At 31.6% G+C, this 17908-nt stretch carries 21 protein-coding genes and 3 pseudogenes; 17 read left to right on the top strand and 7 right to left on the bottom strand.

Annotated features, from left to right (window positions below):
* Positions 1 to 74 precede the first annotated feature (74 nt).
* The 3 genes from bhDAH_RS07085 to bhDAH_RS07075 all read left to right on the top strand — a co-directional run bounded on the left by bhDAH_RS07085 (position 75) and on the right by bhDAH_RS07075 (position 3188).
* Positions 75 to 692: a Vsp/OspC family lipoprotein gene (locus bhDAH_RS07085; RefSeq protein ID WP_043924557.1), complete on the top strand. Its 618-nt coding sequence runs from the start codon at positions 75 to 77 to the stop codon at positions 690 to 692.
* Between the two features lie 377 nt (positions 693 to 1069).
* Positions 1070 to 1726 carry a Vsp/OspC family lipoprotein gene (locus bhDAH_RS07080; protein WP_015633323.1) on the top strand — a complete coding sequence of 219 codons (657 nt, stop codon included), beginning with the start codon at positions 1070 to 1072 and terminating at the stop codon, positions 1724 to 1726.
* Positions 1727 to 2102: 376 nt separating this feature from the next.
* Positions 2103 to 3188 (top strand): variable large family protein, encoded by a 1086-nt coding sequence (locus bhDAH_RS07075; RefSeq protein ID WP_015633324.1) that lies wholly within the window; start codon positions 2103 to 2105, stop codon positions 3186 to 3188.
* Positions 3189 to 3277: 89 nt separating this feature from the next.
* On the opposite strand, the gene bhDAH_RS07070 is transcribed toward bhDAH_RS07075, so the two are convergent.
* Positions 3278 to 4333 (bottom strand): variable large family protein, encoded by a 1056-nt coding sequence (locus bhDAH_RS07070; RefSeq protein ID WP_015633325.1) that lies wholly within the window; start codon positions 4331 to 4333, stop codon positions 3278 to 3280.
* A 267-nt stretch (positions 4334 to 4600) separates the two neighbouring features.
* Here bhDAH_RS07070 and bhDAH_RS07065 point away from each other — a divergent pair.
* Positions 4601 to 5115: pseudogene (locus bhDAH_RS07065) on the top strand (ParA family protein); the annotation flags it as partial.
* An 80-nt stretch (positions 5116 to 5195) separates the two neighbouring features.
* Positions 5196 to 5754, top strand: a pseudogene (locus bhDAH_RS07060) (chromosome replication/partitioning protein).
* 359 nt (positions 5755 to 6113) lie between these two features.
* Here bhDAH_RS07060 and bhDAH_RS07555 read toward each other — a convergent pair.
* The 4 genes from bhDAH_RS07555 to bhDAH_RS07045 form a co-directional block, all read right to left on the bottom strand.
* Complete coding sequence (locus bhDAH_RS07555) at positions 6114 to 6236, bottom strand: hypothetical protein (RefSeq protein WP_276326102.1); 123 nt, start codon at positions 6234 to 6236, stop codon at positions 6114 to 6116.
* Between the two features lie 221 nt (positions 6237 to 6457).
* Positions 6458 to 6658 (bottom strand): hypothetical protein, encoded by a 201-nt coding sequence (locus bhDAH_RS07055; protein WP_052306540.1) that lies wholly within the window; start codon positions 6656 to 6658, stop codon positions 6458 to 6460.
* A gap of 488 nt (positions 6659 to 7146) precedes the next feature.
* Entirely contained in the window at positions 7147 to 7572 is a 426-nt protein-coding gene (locus bhDAH_RS07050) for an Mlp family lipoprotein (RefSeq protein WP_015633326.1), read from the bottom strand.
* A gap of 30 nt (positions 7573 to 7602) precedes the next feature.
* Positions 7603 to 8226 carry an Mlp family lipoprotein gene (locus bhDAH_RS07045; RefSeq protein WP_015633327.1) on the bottom strand — a complete coding sequence of 208 codons (624 nt, stop codon included), beginning with the start codon at positions 8224 to 8226 and terminating at the stop codon, positions 7603 to 7605.
* Positions 8227 to 8513: 287 nt separating this feature from the next.
* Here bhDAH_RS07045 and bhDAH_RS07040 point away from each other — a divergent pair.
* From bhDAH_RS07040 to bhDAH_RS06980, 12 genes and pseudogenes are all read left to right on the top strand, one after another.
* Positions 8514 to 8684, top strand: a pseudogene (locus bhDAH_RS07040) (DUF603 domain-containing protein); the annotation flags it as partial.
* Positions 8685 to 8686: 2 nt separating this feature from the next.
* The gene (locus tag bhDAH_RS07035; protein ID WP_154645712.1) at positions 8687 to 8842 is read left to right on the top strand and encodes a hypothetical protein; all 156 of its coding nucleotides are present in this window, start codon (positions 8687 to 8689) and stop codon (positions 8840 to 8842) included.
* Positions 8829 to 8960 (top strand): hypothetical protein, encoded by a 132-nt coding sequence (locus tag bhDAH_RS07550; protein WP_257722539.1) that lies wholly within the window; start codon positions 8829 to 8831, stop codon positions 8958 to 8960. Before bhDAH_RS07035 ends, bhDAH_RS07550 begins: the two co-directional genes overlap by 14 nt.
* Positions 8961 to 9475: 515 nt before the next feature.
* Entirely contained in the window at positions 9476 to 9652 is a 177-nt protein-coding gene (locus bhDAH_RS07030; RefSeq protein ID WP_155719684.1) for a hypothetical protein, read from the top strand.
* A gap of 160 nt (positions 9653 to 9812) precedes the next feature.
* Positions 9813 to 10460 carry a Vsp/OspC family lipoprotein gene (locus tag bhDAH_RS07025; RefSeq protein WP_015633303.1) on the top strand — a complete coding sequence of 216 codons (648 nt, stop codon included), beginning with the start codon at positions 9813 to 9815 and terminating at the stop codon, positions 10458 to 10460.
* Between the two features lie 477 nt (positions 10461 to 10937).
* On the top strand, positions 10938 to 11255 hold the full coding sequence (locus bhDAH_RS07020) for a Vsp/OspC family lipoprotein (protein ID WP_080598014.1): 318 nt from the start codon (positions 10938 to 10940) through the stop codon (positions 11253 to 11255).
* Positions 11256 to 11573: 318 nt separating this feature from the next.
* Complete coding sequence (locus bhDAH_RS07015; RefSeq protein WP_015633304.1) at positions 11574 to 12683, top strand: variable large family protein; 1110 nt, start codon at positions 11574 to 11576, stop codon at positions 12681 to 12683.
* 175 nt (positions 12684 to 12858) lie between these two features.
* Positions 12859 to 13461 (top strand): Vsp/OspC family lipoprotein, encoded by a 603-nt coding sequence (locus bhDAH_RS07010; RefSeq protein WP_076982472.1) that lies wholly within the window; start codon positions 12859 to 12861, stop codon positions 13459 to 13461.
* 256 nt (positions 13462 to 13717) lie between these two features.
* Positions 13718 to 13915: a variable large family protein gene (locus bhDAH_RS07005; RefSeq protein ID WP_043924546.1), complete on the top strand. Its 198-nt coding sequence runs from the start codon at positions 13718 to 13720 to the stop codon at positions 13913 to 13915.
* 929 nt (positions 13916 to 14844) lie between these two features.
* On the top strand, positions 14845 to 14988 hold the full coding sequence (locus tag bhDAH_RS06990) for a hypothetical protein (RefSeq protein WP_154645711.1): 144 nt from the start codon (positions 14845 to 14847) through the stop codon (positions 14986 to 14988).
* 153 nt (positions 14989 to 15141) lie between these two features.
* Positions 15142 to 15732, top strand: a complete 591-nt coding sequence (locus bhDAH_RS06985; RefSeq protein WP_241762547.1) for a hypothetical protein — start codon at positions 15142 to 15144, stop codon at positions 15730 to 15732.
* Position 15733: 1 nt separating this feature from the next.
* A complete protein-coding gene (locus bhDAH_RS06980) occupies positions 15734 to 16210 on the top strand; it encodes a hypothetical protein (RefSeq protein ID WP_015633306.1) in 477 nt (158 codons plus the stop codon).
* Between the two features lie 71 nt (positions 16211 to 16281).
* Here the strand turns inward: bhDAH_RS06980 and bdr are convergent, their stop codons facing one another.
* Together bdr and bhDAH_RS06970 are read right to left on the bottom strand one after the other, a co-directional pair.
* Complete coding sequence (gene bdr / locus bhDAH_RS06975) at positions 16282 to 16944, bottom strand: Bdr family repetitive protein (RefSeq protein ID WP_015633307.1); 663 nt, start codon at positions 16942 to 16944, stop codon at positions 16282 to 16284.
* Between the two features lie 30 nt (positions 16945 to 16974).
* The gene (locus bhDAH_RS06970) at positions 16975 to 17778 is read right to left on the bottom strand and encodes a hypothetical protein (protein WP_247098912.1); all 804 of its coding nucleotides are present in this window, start codon (positions 17776 to 17778) and stop codon (positions 16975 to 16977) included.
* Positions 17779 to 17908 lie beyond the last annotated feature (130 nt).

The following is a 17908-nucleotide window of genomic DNA, read 5'->3' as shown; positions in this document are numbered from 1 at the left end:
TGAAGGAAACACTTCTCTTATTTTGATGAGGCAGACAGGAAAGATGTTTTCTTGTTAAATTAGGTAAGATAATAATGACTTTATTTATGGTGTTTATGTCATGTAATAATGGAGGGCCAGAGCTTAAAAGTGACGAAGTAGCTAAGTCTGACGGAACAGTGCTTGATTTGGCAAAAATAAGCGCAAAGATAAAAGAGGCTAGTGATTTTGCAACAAGTGTTAAAGAAGTTCATACTTTAGTTAAGTCTATTGATGAGCTCGCTAAAGCTATTGGTAAGAAAATCCAAAACGGAGATACTCTTGCTACTGATAACAATCATAATGGGGGTATAATTGCAGGGTCATTTCAAATGATATCAACTGTAAAGTCTAAATTAGACATATTAGCAAAAACAAATGAACTTTCTGATGAATTGAATCAAAAAGTTAATGCTTCTAAAAGCAAAGCCGACGCTTTCTTAGGTAAATTGAAAACCAATCATACTGATCTTGGTAAAGAAGGAGCTACTGACGACCATGCAAAAGCAGCTTTACTTATAACAAATAATACTAAAGATAAAGGAGCTTCTGAGCTTGAAGCACTTAACGCAGCAATAGATGAGTTATTAAAGGCTGTTAATGCTGCAGTAGAAGCTGCAATTACAGAGCTTACAGCTCCTGTTAAAGCAGAAAAACCTTTTCAAAATAACTAATTAGGGAATAAATAAGTTAAGTAGTTATTACAAGGTAAGTTAATTAAGTAAGCTGTAAGAGCAGGTAAAAATAAAGTCAAAAAGGAATAGGAAGCTAGGAGCGTAATGCTTTTAGCTTCTGATGTTATTTAGGGAATGTTTCTTTGTATATAAAATTGTTTATATGAGTAAAGATTGAAGATAAATAATTGTAAGTATGATATTAGGAGCATGTTTTTATTGTAATCAAATAATCAAATATTTTAAAAGTAAGTTAAATTTGAATAAGTAAATCAAAAGCATAAAACCCGTATAATAATAAGTTTTATTTTATGTCAATACCAAAAAGTCATTGTGGATTTTTATTTTTTTATGATATAGGGAAGGCACGTAAAAAAATGAGAAAAAGAATAAGTGCAATAATAATGACTTTATTTATGGTGTTTATGTCATGTAATAATGGAGGTCCAGAGCTTAAAAGTGACGAAGTGGCTAAGTCTGACGGAACAGTACTTGATTTGGCAAAGATAAGTAAAAAGATAAAAGAGGCTAGTGCTTTTGCAGCAAGTGTTAAAGAAGTAGAAACCTTAGTTAAGTCTATTGATGAGCTTGCTAAAGCTATTGGAAAGAAAATTAAAAATGATGGTACCCTTGAGTTTGCTGATGCTGATAAAGATAAGAATGGGTCATTAATTGCAGGGGCATTTCAAATAATATTGATTGCGGAAGGAAAATTGAAAGGCTTAGATAAAGAGGCTGGAATCTCTGAGGCATTAAAGGCAAAGGTTACTGATGCTGAAGCTAAAAGTAAAGCATTCTTGGCTAAAGTGAAAGGACAAACCGCTACCCTTGGTAAAAATGATGCTAGTGATGAAGACACAAAAAAAGCTATAGATAGAATAGGACAGCCTGGTGGAGATAAAGGAGCTTCTGAGCTTGAAGCACTTAACGCAGCAATAGATGAGTTATTAAAGGCTGCTAATGATGCAGTAGAAGCTGTAATTAAAGAGCTTACAGCTTCTGTTAAAGCAGAAAAACCTTCTCAAAATAACTAATTAGGGAATAAATAAGTTAAGTAGTTATTATAAGATAAGTTAATTAAGTAAGCTGTAAGAGCAGGGAAAAATAAAGTCAAAAAGGAATAGGAAGCTAGGAGCGTAATGCTCTTAGCTTCTGATATTATTTAGGGAATGTTTATTTGTATATAAAATTGTTTATATGAGTAAAGATTGAATATAAATAATTGTAAGTATGATATTAAGAGTATGTTTTTATTGTAATCAAATAATTAATACTTTAAAAGTAAGTTGAATTTGTGTAAGTAAATCAAAAGCATAAAACCCGTATAATAATAAGTTTTATTTTATGTTAATACCAAAAAGTCATTGTGGATTTTTATTTTTTTATGATATAGGGAAGGCACGTAAAAAAATGAGAAAAAGAATAAGTGCAATAATAATGACTTTATTTATGGTATTAGCAAGCTGTAGTAATCAACTTGAGGCTGAGAAACTAGCAGCAGAAAGTAAGAATACATTTTTTGATTCATTAGTAAAGATAGGGCAAGGATTTCAAGATATATTTGGAATTTTTGGAAATGCAATAGGTGATGCATTAGGATTTAATGCAGTTAAATCTGGTGACAAGAAAAGTAAAGTAGGTGAACACTTTAAGAAAATAGGAGATGGACTTACAACTACTAAGGATAAGTTAAAAGAGCTATCAAATAAAATATCTGAAGCAAAGAATGCTGATGGAAGTAGCATTGAAGCTGTTAAAGGTGCAATTAAAGGAGCGGGTGATGTTTTTGATAAATTAATTGGTGCTCTAACTAAACTTTCTGATACTGCTAAAGAAGCTGGTGATACTAATATTGGCGATGCTAATAATGCTGGTGCTGCAGTAGCTGCTGATGAAAATAGTGTAAAAGCTGTAATTGCTAATGTAAAGGAAATTATTGATGCAGCGGATAAATCTGGTGTAAAGATTGAATTGGGGAATGCTGGTAATCAGGTAACAGCTGGTGCTCAAACCGATGCCCCTGCTGCCCTTGCTGCAAATAATAATGCTCAAGCTAATTCTGGTCCTAAGTTAGCTGAAGAAGTATCAAAAGCAGATCCATGGGCAATGATTAATAAAATTAAAAATGCTAAGACTGGTATTAATCTTGCTGTTGGTGATAATAATGAAGTAGGAGCTCTAGCCACTAAAATAGCTGATGCTAATAGTACTGGAGCTAAAACAAATGCCGATTTAGCTGCTGCTGTTGCTCTTAAGGCAATTACTAAAGGTGGGAAATTTAGTCATGCTGCTAATGAAGATGGAGCAGTTAAAGCAGCAGCAGTAAGTGCAGTAAATAAGGTATTAGGAGTACTGGACGTAATAATTAGAAAAGCAGTAAATCTAGAACTTGATAAAATTAAAGAAGCAGTAAAGGGAATAAAATACTCTGAGTCTACTGGTGAAGCTACTGAATCTGATACTGCTCAACCAATTACTAATAAATCGTTAAACTAAAAATATAAAGTCATTGTAAGGGAAAAGCTTTTCTTGTTTTTAATGCAGGAGTGTAGTTTCTCTTACAATGACTTTATATTTACCCTTAACTAGTTATTCGCTTGCTGACCACTAGTTGTTGCTTCTGTAGGATTAGTTGCTTCTGCTGACTTATCTTCTTGTTTAGCTGTAGCTAGTACTTCATTTATTGTTTTTAATCCACTATCAACAGTATTCCTTATTGCTATTATAAGTGTACTTAATGTCTTACCTACTGCACTTGCTGCTGCTCCATTTACTGCATGTTCAGATTTCTCTTCATTATTCTTAGCAGCAAATTTACCATCTTTTGCCATTGCTCGCAGTGCAATGCCAGCTGCTATAACCGCATCCTTCTTTGCTGAGTCTATTGCAAGATCTTTACTATCAGCCTTAGCAGCAGCAATCTCTGCTGCATTCTTTGCTTCTTCGATTTTAATCTCACCAGCACCAGCCTTACCAGACTTAGCAATAGCTTGAAGAATATCAGCCCCAGTTATTGCCCCTATTGATGCGCTTGCTGCGGCAGCTTGTGTTTCCGTTCCATCAGCAGCACCTTTACCAAGCAACTTACCAACTGATTTTTTCTCAGCATCTGCTGTCTTAGTAGCTGCTGCATCTCCCTCATTATCCTTTAAAACTACACCAACTATTTCTTTAATCCCTTTAACAAGTGAGTTAACACTTGCTACTTCTGCAGGTGCAGCATCCTCATTTTTAACAGCATTTCCTATAGCAGCATCACCAGTAGCACTTTTAGCTGCTTCCTTTGCTCCTGATGCAATTTTATCTAATGTCCCTGTAATAAACTTGTCAACTACTTCCTTAATTTTTATGTAATTACCATTCTTAGCAACTTCATCTTGCAACTTCTTTTTTACTGTTGTCATAGTAGTTTCAATATCAGTGAAATACTTCCCTATATCACTTTTCTTAGTATCAGCCTTAATACCAAAAGCTCCAGTAACCATATCTCCAAAAGTCACAAAAACATCTAAAAATCCTTTCCCTAAATTAGCTATAGATGTTAAATACACATGTTTAGGATCTTCCGCAACCCCACCGCTATTACAGCTTACTAATACCATAAATAAAGTCATTATTATTGCACTTATTCTTTTTCTCATTTTTTTACGTGCCTCCTTTTAACTTATTCATTACCTTCATCATAAAAACATAGTTTCCTTGCTTTATAGAGAACAAGAGAAGAGTTTCCCTTAAATGACTTTATATTTTAGTATTTATTTCTAGTTATTAGTAATAGCTTTAGGGGTGCTATGTTCAGGACTTATAGGAGTATCATTAGCGTTAATTTTCATTGTTTCTTTAACTGTTTAAAGCCCACATCAATAGTTAATGTATCTAAAGCCTTATATAAATTATTTAAAGCAAAAATATATAGGGCCTTAAAAGAAAGATTAGATATTAATGACTCCGTTGTAGATCTTAATAACGATTTAGATTAATACCTAGTTACTTAAATTTACATAAATTTACTAGTGAATCTATATCCCTTAAAGAGTTGATATTAAGAGATAATTTACTTTTTTTTAAAACAGAATATGATTACATAATAATTGATGCGAATCCTAGTTTGGAATTTACATTGGCGAATACATTACTGTCCAGTGATTATGTAATGTTTCCTATGACAGCTGAAAAATGGTCAATTGAAAGTTTGGATTTGTTGGAATTTTATATGAAAAAGTTAAGGATAAAGCTTCCGATTTTCATTCTTATAACAATATTTAAGAAAAATAATACTCATAAACAGTTATTAAAATATGCCCAGTCAAAAAAGGGCTTTCTAGGGTTTATCCACTAAAGAGAAGACTTAAATAAGAAAATCGCAAAAAATGAAAACTTTGATTTTAGCAAGGATTATATTAAGGAATACGAAGATGTGTGATTAAGACTTTTAAAATAAATAAGAATACATTAAGTATGATTATCGGGAATCCGGACGATTGTGTTAACGGAGGAGTTTATGTGAAAATTGAACTAAAGAAAAGGGTTCTAGTAAATGAAGAAGATCCTGATGAGCAAAAATTATTGTCTACTAATGAAGAGAAGCTCTTGCATTATAATACCTTGAAAGCAAGATTAAAAGCCAATTTTAGAAAAGAAATTTTTCATAAAATAGATAGCATTAGAATTTTAAAGGAAATAAAAGATAATGAATATTATAAGTTAAAGGGATATAAAAGTTTTGATAGTTTTATAAAAAGTTATAGACTCGCAAAAAGTCAAGTCTATGTTTATTTAAAAATAGCAAATGCTATGGAAGAAGGATTAGTCTAAGAACAATATATAATTGAAAATGGCATCCATGATTCTTTTCGCTATATACAAACTAAGGAAAATATAAAAATAAAAAACTTGGGCAAAATTTAATAAAGCCATTAAGGTTTCGACTTAAAAGTCAAGAAAGTTATGCTTTTTATAAGAAAAATGCAAAACTTACTGGTTTTATATTAGGCAAACTGTTTTTGCATAAAAAAATTTACTAAAGGAATTTATGAATGAATTTAGAAATTTCGAAAAGTAGAAAAGCTTAAGATAGGAAATAGGATGTTAAATCTTTTTTTATTAATAGGAATACCAATGATTATAGCCATTATTATATGTCTATAATAAGCAAATTCTTTATAAACAGAAAGAGCTATTGATAAGTGTTAAAAATCATTTAATTTAAAATAATGTAAATTATAAAAACAATAGTTAATATTATTTTAAATTTGATGTAATTTATTATTAATGGCATGTGTTCATTTTAGACACATCCTTTATGGATCTTCTATGAAGATTTTAGCTCTTTATTAGTAACTTTTTTTAAGAGTTATTAATAAGGATTTAAATGCTTATATTAAATCCCATTACTTTAATGCTTTATTAGCCTAATTTCAATTATTTTGAAATCTCACTTATATTAATTTTGTCATCTTTAAATCTAATCTTACTCTTTTGAAAAAGATAAGTACGCCTTTTGTCTTTTCCTTTGCTTGCAAAATATTCTTGATGTGCTTGCATAATAGCATCAAATTCAGACTTACTAATAACTACTTCTTTTATGCATATATTGCTTCTCTTTTTTGCTTAACACGCAAGGAGTAGAATACTTCAACTATTACTGCTTGTTTCTTTTGACACGTCAGCAATTTTTATATTTTATATCTCAACACCTCTGCAACCAGTAATACTTAAGATATATACAAACCATCCTGAGATTGGATTGATTTGTATAAGCTCTTTTATACATTTTTTACTAGTCTGGTTGTTTTGTCATTTAGATAGAATCTAACAGTAGTGTTTTTTGATTGTTTTGAAGCTTTATTTTTACTCTTAAGCGTACTTTTAAGTTGTGACAATTCTTCATTGAGGCGTTCATTTTGATTTATTGGTTCATTTATAAAGTTAAGATTACTGTTAGTTAAGAGTTCCTTTTCATGCATTTTATTGATAACTAAAGATTTTAAAAATCCTTAAAATTAGTTATAAAAATGTTAGCAAATACTTGTATTGTAAGTCAATTTTAACGTAGCTTCATTGCATATAAAATACCCCTCTAAGGTGCTTTATGTAGGAGTAAAAGGTGTTTTTAGAGACTGTAGCACAAGATATCTAGTGTACTTTAACCAATTCTTTACAAATACTTGAAAATATCCCCTACATATATTCTCTTCCTTATTTTAATAGCTTTGCACTTTAAAATGAAACGCATTGCCCTTTAAAATTTAACCTCTTTTTCTTTGTTAACCAATTGTTTACTTTTATAGTTGCTCTTACCATTTTTGTAACCAGTTTAATTTGTTTATCTTTACTACTTTTTCTAACAATTTCTATTCGTTTATTTTACTTCTTTGTTTGCTTTATATTTGTTTGCAGCTTTACTCTCTTAAATCTTCCTTTCTTAAATATTATTTCTTAACTTATTATTTGCTTACCCCCCTGCTCCACAAGTACTTGATGCTTGGTTTTTAAATGTTTCTAAATTGTCACTATTACCTTTAAATGAACCTTGTAATACTGTTTTAAAAGTGTTTTTTTGCTCATTAGCATTATCACCTGTGCACTTTTCAAGTTCACTCTTTATATGTTCAAGTACAGATTTAATTTTATATTCATCATGGCTTAAAAGCTTGTTGAAATCACTTTCATTACCCAAAGCCTCTTTTAAGAAGTCTAAATTTGTTTTTTCAGTATCATTTAACTTTTCTTTTAACATTTCTTCAGGTGTTTTTTGCACTTCTTGAGTTGCTTCTAAATCCCTTTTATTTTTACTTTTAATTTCTTTATCCTTATTGTTATTTTGATTGCAACTACTAATTAGTAGTAATAAAATCAAAATAAAATTAATTTTATTCATAACAAATCTCCTTATCTTTGTGATTTATTTTCATTGCCAATTTGCTGTAAGTCCAGCTACATGATTAGTTGAATCAAGTAATTCTTTTTTAAGACATTCAAACATTTCTTCATTATGATTTTTAGTAGATATATCGTTTAAAACCCCCCTAAAAAATTGCTCTATGTCATTATTGCCAGTGCCATACTTATTATCTGCATTATTACATTGATTATTGACTTTACAATCAATAGCATCACTTATATAAGAATCAAAAGTCTTATTATTTTCATGCTTTTTTCTTTTGTCTTCTAAGAATTCATAGACTTTAGTAAAAGCATTAGCTAATTCTTTTTGTTTTTGTATGTGACCATCAAGCCAAGTCCAAAAATTATTGCATTTACTCTTGTTACCGTTTTGACATCCTTGAATTTGGTCTTGTAATTTTTCAATTACTTTTTCAAACGCATGCTTTAAAGAGTCAAACTTCTTTTGCTCATCAGCAGTTAGAGTAATCTTTTCTTGTGTTTTATCATTTTCCTTTTGTAAATTATCCAAAGCTTTCTTAGCTCTACTGTGTGTCTGAGCTTCAGTAGGCACTATACTTACTTGATATCCTTTGCAACAGCATAAGAGTAATGTGCCACAAAGTATTAACCTTATAGGCTTACTCATGTAAATCTCCTTATCTTTGATATTTGTGATTTAAACAATATATAGCAGTTTTTATCATGATGTATGAGCCTCTTGTAAGTATTAATTGTTTTTGTAAAGTTGATTATTTTGTTATAGAGTTTATGTTAGTTTTTGTTAAGTTTTGTTAACTTAGACTAGGGCTAAAGAGATATGAGAAGAGTAAAGAAGTCATTTTATGATTTATATTGTGTATTTTAGAGAAGGGAGGCTTAATGACCTATCAATAGCAAAAGAGATGGGAGTCTAAGCGGGGTGTTGATGCAGGAAAGATGCGACACAAGTGGGAAGAGGTTAAGGGTGATCCTGAGTACGTTAAAGAAACTGCTAAGTTTACTATTCGTGAGGATATTTTCAATAATATGCTTGCATATAGTTTAAAGGCCGAAGATGAGGCTAATAGACTTAAGAATCAAGTAGAGATTGAGAAGAAAAAATAGCATTGAGTTTTCTTAGCTCATTTGATAAGTATTGTCAGTTAGAATTACAAAAAGATGTTAAGAAAACTTTAAAACCCCATGATGAGATATTGAAATATAAGGAAGATATTACAAATGCAGATTTTGTTAAGTTTTGCAAGCCTAATGAACAAACTTGAGTTGAAGATGAGTGAACTTGATGAGTTTGAGAAGAATATTGCAAGTAAAAGATGTCTTTATGTTATTAAGAGCTGCTTTAAGCTTAAGTCTGTTCTAGATCTTGGTAGATATAAATAGTAAGTGAATGGATATATAAAAGAAGTTTTTTCCTTAAATGGCAAAGAAAATATAAAAATAAGTATGGCATTGATATAGCAGAGTATATTAGGCCCCAAACACTAGAGATTTATTTTAAAGGATTTGAGAAGACGCATTTAACTATGAAGCAATGTGAGGTGTTTAACTGTATTGAGAGAAATGGGCAAACTAAAATCATTCTTTGTAGTGGTATTGTATCTGGCAAGACATTTTTAGCATGTTATCTATTCTTAAAACCCTTACTTATAAATAGGAATTTGTACTGTGGGGGGACAAATAACTTTATTTTGGATAATTCATAAGAAGTTTTAGAGATTAATGTTTAGGGCAGTTTGGAGAGATTACTAGTATATTAAAAGCGAAAATACAAGCAGTATAACAAAAAGTTAAGTAGCAAATACAGGTCATATAATAATAGGTAAAATGAATTCAAGTAATATTGCAGAAGTATGGGCAGCATATAAGAGTATGCATGGACTTAAGAGAAAAGATTTTTGATTTTAAGTAATTTTATGATGCTAGAGAGTGCTGTTAGTAGGGCTCTTATTTTTGAGGGGTATGTAATATTGCCTCCATTTGATCTTTCTCTTAAAATTTTTGCTATTAATGCTTCATTCCGTAAAAATTCAGCCATTTTTGTTAAGTTGGCACCACCAACTTCAATTTTGTGAACTTTTGTATTAAATGGTGTAGTTATTTTGCAATGTTTAGTGAGGTTGCATCATTAACGGCAACATCCAAATTGTTTTTAATGCTCGTATGATAGGAATAACTAAGTTTGAAGAGCATTGGGAAGTGTATTAGAGACTTGTAAAAGGGGCACGTAAAAAAATGAGAAAAAGAATAAGTGCAATAATAATGACTTTATTTATGGTATTTACATCATGTAATAATGGAGGTCCAGAGCTTAAAAGTGACGAAGTGGCTAAGTCTGACGGAACAGTACTTGATTTAGCAAAAATAAGTAAAAAGATAAAAGAGGCTAGTGCTTTTGCAGAAAGCGTTAAAGAAGTAGAGACTCTAGTTAAGTCAATAGATGAGCTTGCTAAAGCTATTGGAAAGAAAATTAAAAATGATGATGATGGCTTTGATACTGAAGCAAATAAAAATGGATCATTACTCGCAGGAACATTGCAATTAATGTTTGCCGTAGGAACTAAATTGGAATCTTTAGAGAAAATAGCCGGAATTTCTGATGAAGTGAAGGGCAAGGTTATTGTTGTTAAGACCGAAAATACAGCATTGATAACTAAATTGAAGGGAGGGGATGCTAGTCTTGGTAAAAATGATGCTTCTGATTCTGATGCAAAAAATGCTATAGATAAAAGCGATGTTACTGGAGGCAAAGGTAAGGAAGAGCTTATTAAGTTAAACACAGCAGTTGATGCCTTGTTAAAGGCAGCTGAGGGTGAAGTAGAGGCTGCAATTAAAGAGCTTACAGCTCCTGTTAAGGTAGAAAAACCTTCTCAAAATAACTAACTAGGGAATAAATAATTTAAGAAGTTATTATAAGATAAGTTAATTAAGTAAGCTGTAAGAGCAGGGAAAAATAAAGTCAAAAAGGAATAGGAAGCTAGGAGCGTAATGCTCTTAGCTTCTGATGTTATTTAGGGAATGTTTCTTTGTATATAAAATTGTTTATATGAGTAAAGATTGAATATAAATAATTGCAAGTATGATATTAAGAGTATGTTTTTATTGTAATCAAATAATTAATACTTTAAAAGTAAGCTAAATGTGTGGTAAGGGCAAAAGGGAAATTGGGATAGGTGTTGGAAAGAAATAAATTAAGTACAATAATAATGATTTATTTTTTTATATCTTATGGTAGTGCAGGACCAGCAGAGCAAGGTCAAGTAACTAAATCTGATGGGATAGTAATTGATTAAGCAAAAGTAAGTAAAAAAAATAAAAGATGCTAGTACTTTTGTAGCAAGTGTTAAAGAAGTAGAGACCTTGGTTAAGTCAATAGATGAGATCGTTAAAGCTATTGGAAAGAAAATTAAGCAAAATTCCGAAGACCTTGAAGTGGATAATGGTAAAAATAATAAGAATGGAGAGTTAGTTGCAGGAGCATTTCAAGTAATGTTGACTGTGAAAGTTAAATTGGGAAAATTAGGGAACACGCCTGAAATTTCTGAAGGGCTGAAAGGAAAGATTATTGATTCTAAGAGCAAATGTAAAGAATTTGTGGATAAAGTAAAAGCAGATTCTGATATTTCTAAAGCAGAGGCTACAGATGAGCATGCAAAAAGCTATAGATCGAGTAAATAATCCTGCTGGAGAAAAAGGTGGTGCTGAACTTGTAAACTTAACAAATCAATAGGTGAGTTGTTAGAGGTTGTTAACGAAGAAGTATAAGCTGCAATTATTCCTGTTAAGGTAGCAATACCTGTTCAAAATAACTAAATCATCAGAACTATCGTTAGCTAATAGTTTCCTGTGCCGAAAACAAGAAAAGAGTTTTCCTTAAATGACTTTATTTTTCCTGGCTTTTACCCTTTACTTAATTAACTTATCTTATAATAACTTCTTAAATTATTTATTCCCTTAGTTAGACAATGCATAAGTTAAAGAGAGGCACGTAAAAAAATGAGAAAAAGAATAAGTGCAATAATTAATAAGTTAAATATAAGTATAATTATTATGACAGTTGTTCTAATGATAGGTTGTGGACAACAACCAGAAGCAGGTAAGACCGGAGTATCAGGAGGAGTAAATGGAAATTTAGGCAATTCACTAATGGAATTAGGTAGGAGTGCGGAGAATGCTTTTTACGCATTTATAGAGTTAGTGTCAGATGTGTTGGGATTTACTGCAAAATCAGATACAACTAAGCAAGAAGTAGGAGGTTATTTTAACAGCCTAGGTGCGAAGCTTGGAGAGGCGTCAAATGACTTGGAACAAGTAGCAGTAAAAGCAGAAACAGGTGTTGATAAAAGCGATTCATCAAAAAATCCAATTAGAGAAGCGGTTAATGAAGCTAAGGAAGTTTTAGGTACATTAAAAGGATATGTAGAATCTTTAGGAACAATAGGCGATTCTAATCCAGTAGGTTATGCAAATAATGCTGCTGGTTCAGGAACAACAGCAGCTGATGATGAATTAAGGAAAGCTTTTAAAGCATTGCAAGAAATAGTCAAAGCAGCAACAGATGCAGGTGTTAAAGCATTAAAAATAGGAGCTACTACACTACAAGCAAATGGAGGAGCAGATAATAAAGAGGGTGCTAAGATATTAGCTACAAGTGGTGGTAATCCAGCAGCAGCAGATGTAGCTAAAGCAGCAGCAATACTATCAAGCGTAAGTGGTGAAGAGATGTTAAGCTCAATAGTTAAATCAGGAGAGAATGATGCGCAGCTAGCAGCAGCTGCAGATGGAAATACAAGTGCAATTTCTTTTGCAAAAGGAGGTTCAGATGCTCACTTAGCAGGTGCAAATACTCCAAAAGCAGCAGCAGTAGCAGGAGGAATAGCATTACGTTCATTAGTGAAGACAGGTAAATTAGCAGCAGGAGCAGCAGATAATGCTACAGGAGGGGGGAAAGAAGTACAAGGAGTAGGAGTGGCTGCAGCAAATAAGCTGTTAAGAGCGGTAGAAGATGTAATTAAGAAGACAGTAAAGAATGTTCTTGAGAAAGCAAAAGAAAAAATAGATAAAGCAAGAGGTTCACAAGAGCCAGTTTCAGAATCAAGTAAGTGAGAAGGCAGATTAATAAGATAAATAGTAAATTTAGATTATTGAAGAATAAAAGCAGAAGGCAATCTTAGAGAGATGGATCTAGGTTGCCTTCTACTTTGTTTTAAGTAAAATAAGAAGTTAAATATAATAGTGGAAAAGAATAAGTGCAATAATAATGACTTTGTTTATGGTGTTTATGTCATGTAATAATGGAGGGCCAGAGCTTAAAAGTGACGAAGTAGCTAAGTCTGACGGAACAGTACTTGATTTGGCAAAGATAAGTAAAAAGATCAAAGAGGCTAGTGCTTTTGCAGCAAGTGTTAAAGAAATAGAGACTTTAGTTAAGTCTATTGATGAGCTTGCTAAAGCTATTGGAAAAAAGATTAAAAATGATGGAACTTTGGAAGCCATAGCTGATAAGAATGGCTCATTAATTGCAGGGGTGGTTAGTGTTGCTGAAGCTGTGGAAAAAAAATTAGGAGAGTTGCAAGTAGCAGGATTCCTTAAAGGCTTAAATGAAAAAGTTCAAGATGTGGATGCTAAGGTTAAAGCATTTACAAAGAAGTTAAAAGATAAACATGTTGTTTTGGGAGCTGCAGATGGAGCTACTACAGATGATAATGCAAAAAAAGCTATAGATCGCGTAAATCAAGTTAATGGGGAGAATGGAGCGGAAGAACTTGGCAAGCTCAACACAGCAGTTGATGCCTTGTTAAAGGCAGCTGAGGGTGAAGTAGAAGCTGCAATTACAGAGCTTACAGTTCCTGTTAAGGTAGAAAAACCTTCTCAAAATAACTAACTAGGGAATAAATAATTTAAGTAGTTATTATAAGATAAGTTAATTAAGTAAGCTGTAAGAGCAGGGAAAAATAAAGTCAAAAAGGAATAGGAAGCTAGGAGCGTAATGCTCTTAGCTTCTAATGTTATTTAGGGAATGTTTATTTGTATATAAAATTGTTTATATGAGTAAAGATTGAATATAAATAATTGCAAGTATGATATTAAGAGTATGTTTTTATTGTAATCAAATAATTAATACTTTAAAAGTAAGCTAAATGTGTGGTAAGGGCAGCAAAAGGGAAATTGGGGTAGATGTTGGAAATTACTTTAAGAGAATCCAAGGTACTGTAACAGATATTAAGACAAAGCTTGAGAAAATAGTTTTATACATGAAAAGTGAAGGTAATCTTAACGCGGTTGGAGTAGAGACCGCAATAAAAACACTAATTGATAATACACGTAGTAAGATCTAGTAAGATAATAGAAAGAGCAAAGCCTGCAATCGAGGCTAATTGGTATTGAGGGTACGAACTAATTGGCAATAATGCTGCTGTGTTGGTGCTGATGCTGGTGACCTACTTGATAATGTTGCTGTTGAGACAATACTGGCGGTGCTGCTGGGATTGGGATTGATAGTCTATTAAGGGGGAATAAAGATATAGCAAATATAGTACTTGGAAAAGAAGGAAATGCTGATATAGGTACCGATAAAAGAGCTGATGGTCTTACCGCAAGAACTGCTGCTGTTGATGGTGAAGCAGGAAAATTGTTTGCTGCTAATGTTGGTAATGCTGCTGCCAATTCAAAGAAGGCAGCAATCGATTCAGCTAAAGCAGTTGGAGCAAGTAACTGGAGCTGACATACTAAAAGCTCTTGTTAAAGATAATGGTGATGTTGTTAAATTAGCTATATAAACAACTGGTAATGTTGGTTCTGCCCTTAAATGCGGAAGTTGCAGGAGGTATGGCATTAAGAGCGATGGCTAAAGATGTAGTGCTAGTGATGCCTACTGCTGTTGATATTACTACCCCAAGTTAAAAGGGGCAGCTGTAAGTGCAGTTATTAATGCATTAGATACATTAACTATTACTAATAAGAAAAACTCTTGATGTAGGACTTAAAACAGTTAAGGACTCTATGAAAATTAGTCTTAATTGTACTCCTATTGCTCCTGATCAGATAACCCCTAAAGCTTAATACTAATAACTAAAAAAAAGTCATTTAAAGAAAACTCTTTTTTGCCTTTTATAAAGCAGGAAAATTGTTTACCAATGATAATGCTGAAGGTAATGCATAAGAAAAATGAGGCATGGAAATGTGCAATAATAATGACTTTATTTTTGGTATTAGTAAGCTGTAATAGCGGTCCTGTAGAGGATCCTAAAGTTGTCTTTTTATCTCTATGGCTGCGAAAGCCAATGGTGCTGAAGGAGCGCAAACCGCAGTAGTTAGTGCATCAATTGGGGCTGTAAGCGGTGTTGATATTTTTTTCAAGTTATTGCTGAATCTGGTAATGCTGCTAATAACGATATTTCGATTAATATAGTAAAGAATTAAGTAACAATGATGTAACTTACATAAATGCATTAATCAATCTAGAGACATCAATCTTGAGTACAAAGGTGAATACAATATTGAAGATACCTTAGAGCATTTCCTAAAGCAATTTAGCAATAGGTGTAAATACAAAGTATGGATGATGATGAAGCGTAAAGATGGCGTGATTAGCGATTATGAGCTCATATGGGAGGGAAGATTTAGAGATTGGTACCCAAATAAGTATAAGTTTAATTGTGTTCCTAAAGAGACTTATGGCGGGCATATACGAGTTAGGAAAAAGGCTTCCGATATTAAAGCAAAAGAGATAATAAATCAATTGAAACCTGAAGAGGCAGAAAGAATAGAAAATGAGAGAAAAGAAAAGCGCAGGCTTGAAATAAAGAGAAGGGAAGAATATTTGAGTAAGTTGTTTGAACGTGAAGCTAAAGAAAGGGAAGAGCGTTTAAGAAAGGCTAGGGAAGATGAAGCTTATCTAAAAGACCGTGCTAGGGAAAGTATGCTTGCTACTTTAGAGAAAAGTAGGGTAGTGGATATGGGAGTTGATATAGAGAATAATAGAGATAATTCAGCACTCTATGAGAGTATGCATAATCCACCACGTCCGGTTGAGATTGTGCTTAAGAATAATTTTGAAGGATTTAAGACTACCAAGGGAATTTCTATAGCTAATTTAGGGATCATGCTTCCAAATGAAGAACAGAATCAAATTTTAGGTGAAAAGGAGATATGACATGAGGTTTAGTTTGAAATATCTAGCAAGAAGGCTATATATAAAGCGCCATAGGTTTTGGAATACCTATATGAGCGATGAAGTGCAGTCTAAGAGAGCAGACGATACAATAATTAATTTTCCAATACTTAGCCCTGCAGACATTGACTATGAATATGTATATGCATACGTTAAAGATTGGGTAACAAAGAAATATACAGATGATCTTGACATTATGATTAATAAAATAGGCAATGATGATTATTATTGTGAAACAAAGCGTGGTTCTTTGATGAATAATATTTTGGATAGGATTCATGAAGATTATAAGGAAATATTTCTTGGTAACTTAGAAAAAAGGGTTGTTGATAAGAATCCTGAGGTTGTTATTAAGGGGTCTGGGGATGTTGGCTCCTTAGAGACAGAAGAAGCTTCTGAAGGGAAATTACAAGCTAAGCAAGTTAAGACTGCTAAAAAAGCTAAGTCAGCAAGCCCTTAGGGTTAATGCTATTTTGATTTATGTGGATTGCTAATTCTATGGTCTTTGACTACAAGATTAGTAATCCGCATTTACTTGCCAAAAACTGAATTAATAATTGAAATTAATGTTAAAAAAATTCCTATATTAAGTGTAATAATAGTCCCAAACATCCAATTATGAAGTCTTAATGTGCTCTTAAGTTCCATTTTGTTAACATCAATCTTGTTATCAAGGTCTTTAATATCAGATTTTAATTCATTTCTAACGTTATCAATCTTGATGTTAAGATTATTCTCAACAGTATCAATCTTGTTATCAAGGTCTTTAATATCAGATTTTAATTCATTTCTAACGTTATCAATCTTGTTATCAAGGTCTTTAATGTCAGATTTTAATTCATTTCTAACGTTATCAATCTTGATGTTAAGATTATTCTCAACAGTATCAATCTTGTTATCAAGGTCTTTAATGTCAGATTTTAATTCATTTCTAACGTTATCAATCTTGATGTTAAGATTATTCTCAACAGTATCAATCTTGTTATCAAGGTCTTTAATGTCAGATTTTAGACTTGCTCCAACCTTTTCAAGCTTAAGGTTAAAAGTAGTCTCTAAATACTCAATATCTTTATAAGTAAGCTCATTACGATAATATCTGTAAGACAAATCAGTAGCAATATCTCTATCAATACCAGCTTTAACAAGTTCAGCGATAACCATTTGTTGAGTAACTATCGGTTGAGGAAGTCCCATAAAATCTCCTTATAAGTATTATACATTGTTTTATTGCAAAAGGATATGAGAGAATAGTTGTTTTTGAATCCTATTAGTTAATTTATAATTAATACCAAGTTGTTTGAGGTGTAGATTAATATAAGATTTGAGTGTATGTAAGTTTTTACTTGATTTATTATCAAGGAAAAAGGATTCAATTAGGGTAGCAATATTAGAGTACAATTTATTATTGCTATTTTTATAGAATAGTAAATTAGAAGTATGTATGCGTAATGATTGAAAAGAATTAATAAACTTTAAGTTTTTATAGCTATTTAGAGGAGTAGTTTTGCTTACAAGTTTGATATGCTTATGTTTTAGATTTTGTGAAGAGGAGTGGTTATAAAAGCAAAAAGCATTTTTTCTATGGGAGGAATTAAGAATAGTATAGTAAATGGATTCTAGATGTTTAGAGGTGATGTTTGCTAGGAATAGTTTTTTAAGAATACGATTAATTTTCCAAGCAAGGATAGTAGAATTAAGCTTTTTTAGAGAATAAATGGCGTTTGTAATTAGTTTTGGGTTAAACAAAGTATGCTTTTTAATTTGTAAACCAGAAGATAAAGTATAAGAAATAATATTATCTGTAAAGTTAGTGATAGTAAAATTTTTGTTATTTAGAGTGGACAGAGGTATACCGGAAGAGAGGATAATGCCAATTGATTTAAGTTCTGTACTATTTGATAGTAAGAAATAATTTTTAGAGAAAGAAATAATTTCTTTAGGATTTATTTCAAGTGAATCGGTAGTAGATATTTTGGTAATAAATTTTTTAGATTTGATTTTATTAAAAATATTTTTTATACTAATCATTGTATAGAAATATATATCTATTTATAAAAATGTCAACTTTGGTATATTTTCGTGACAACTATGGTGCATTTTCATAGCAACTTTAGTCAATATTATAATTCAAAGAATCTCATACTAATAACAAATTATA

The sequence above is a fragment of the Borrelia hermsii DAH genome (assembly GCF_023035675.1).
Taxonomy (GTDB): domain Bacteria; phylum Spirochaetota; class Spirochaetia; order Borreliales; family Borreliaceae; genus Borrelia; species Borrelia hermsii.
The sequence above is the reverse complement of the archived record's forward strand: the minus strand, read 5'-3'. Positions and strand labels throughout refer to the sequence as shown.

What these genes read in the sequence shown, in the direction of transcription:
- bhDAH_RS07085 (WP_043924557.1), top strand. Translation starts at nt 75, where the DNA reads ATGACTTTATTTATGGTGTTTATGTCATGTAATAATGGAGGGCCAGAG.
- bhDAH_RS07080 (WP_015633323.1), top strand. Translation starts at nt 1,070, where the DNA reads ATGAGAAAAAGAATAAGTGCAATAATAATGACTTTATTTATGGTGTTT.
- bhDAH_RS07075 (WP_015633324.1), top strand. Translation starts at nt 2,103, where the DNA reads ATGAGAAAAAGAATAAGTGCAATAATAATGACTTTATTTATGGTATTA.
- bhDAH_RS07070 (WP_015633325.1), bottom strand. Translation starts at nt 4,333, where the DNA reads ATGAGAAAAAGAATAAGTGCAATAATAATGACTTTATTTATGGTATTA.
- bhDAH_RS07555 (WP_276326102.1), bottom strand. Translation starts at nt 6,236, where the DNA reads ATGCAAGCACATCAAGAATATTTTGCAAGCAAAGGAAAAGACAAAAGG.
- bhDAH_RS07055 (WP_052306540.1), bottom strand. Translation starts at nt 6,658, where the DNA reads ATGCATGAAAAGGAACTCTTAACTAACAGTAATCTTAACTTTATAAAT.
- bhDAH_RS07050 (WP_015633326.1), bottom strand. Translation starts at nt 7,572, where the DNA reads ATGAATAAAATTAATTTTATTTTGATTTTATTACTACTAATTAGTAGT.
- bhDAH_RS07045 (WP_015633327.1), bottom strand. Translation starts at nt 8,226, where the DNA reads ATGAGTAAGCCTATAAGGTTAATACTTTGTGGCACATTACTCTTATGC.
- bhDAH_RS07550 (WP_257722539.1), top strand. Translation starts at nt 8,829, where the DNA reads ATGAACAAACTTGAGTTGAAGATGAGTGAACTTGATGAGTTTGAGAAG.
- bhDAH_RS07025 (WP_015633303.1), top strand. Translation starts at nt 9,813, where the DNA reads ATGAGAAAAAGAATAAGTGCAATAATAATGACTTTATTTATGGTATTT.
- bhDAH_RS07015 (WP_015633304.1), top strand. Translation starts at nt 11,574, where the DNA reads ATGAGAAAAAGAATAAGTGCAATAATTAATAAGTTAAATATAAGTATA.
- bhDAH_RS07010 (WP_076982472.1), top strand. Translation starts at nt 12,859, where the DNA reads ATGTCATGTAATAATGGAGGGCCAGAGCTTAAAAGTGACGAAGTAGCT.
- bhDAH_RS07005 (WP_043924546.1), top strand. Translation starts at nt 13,718, where the DNA reads ATGTGTGGTAAGGGCAGCAAAAGGGAAATTGGGGTAGATGTTGGAAAT.
- bhDAH_RS06990 (WP_154645711.1), top strand. Translation starts at nt 14,845, where the DNA reads ATGGCTGCGAAAGCCAATGGTGCTGAAGGAGCGCAAACCGCAGTAGTT.
- bhDAH_RS06985 (WP_241762547.1), top strand. Translation starts at nt 15,142, where the DNA reads ATGATGAAGCGTAAAGATGGCGTGATTAGCGATTATGAGCTCATATGG.
- bhDAH_RS06980 (WP_015633306.1), top strand. Translation starts at nt 15,734, where the DNA reads ATGAGGTTTAGTTTGAAATATCTAGCAAGAAGGCTATATATAAAGCGC.
- bdr (WP_015633307.1), bottom strand. Translation starts at nt 16,944, where the DNA reads ATGGGACTTCCTCAACCGATAGTTACTCAACAAATGGTTATCGCTGAA.
- bhDAH_RS06970 (WP_247098912.1), bottom strand. Translation starts at nt 17,778, where the DNA reads ATGATTAGTATAAAAAATATTTTTAATAAAATCAAATCTAAAAAATTT.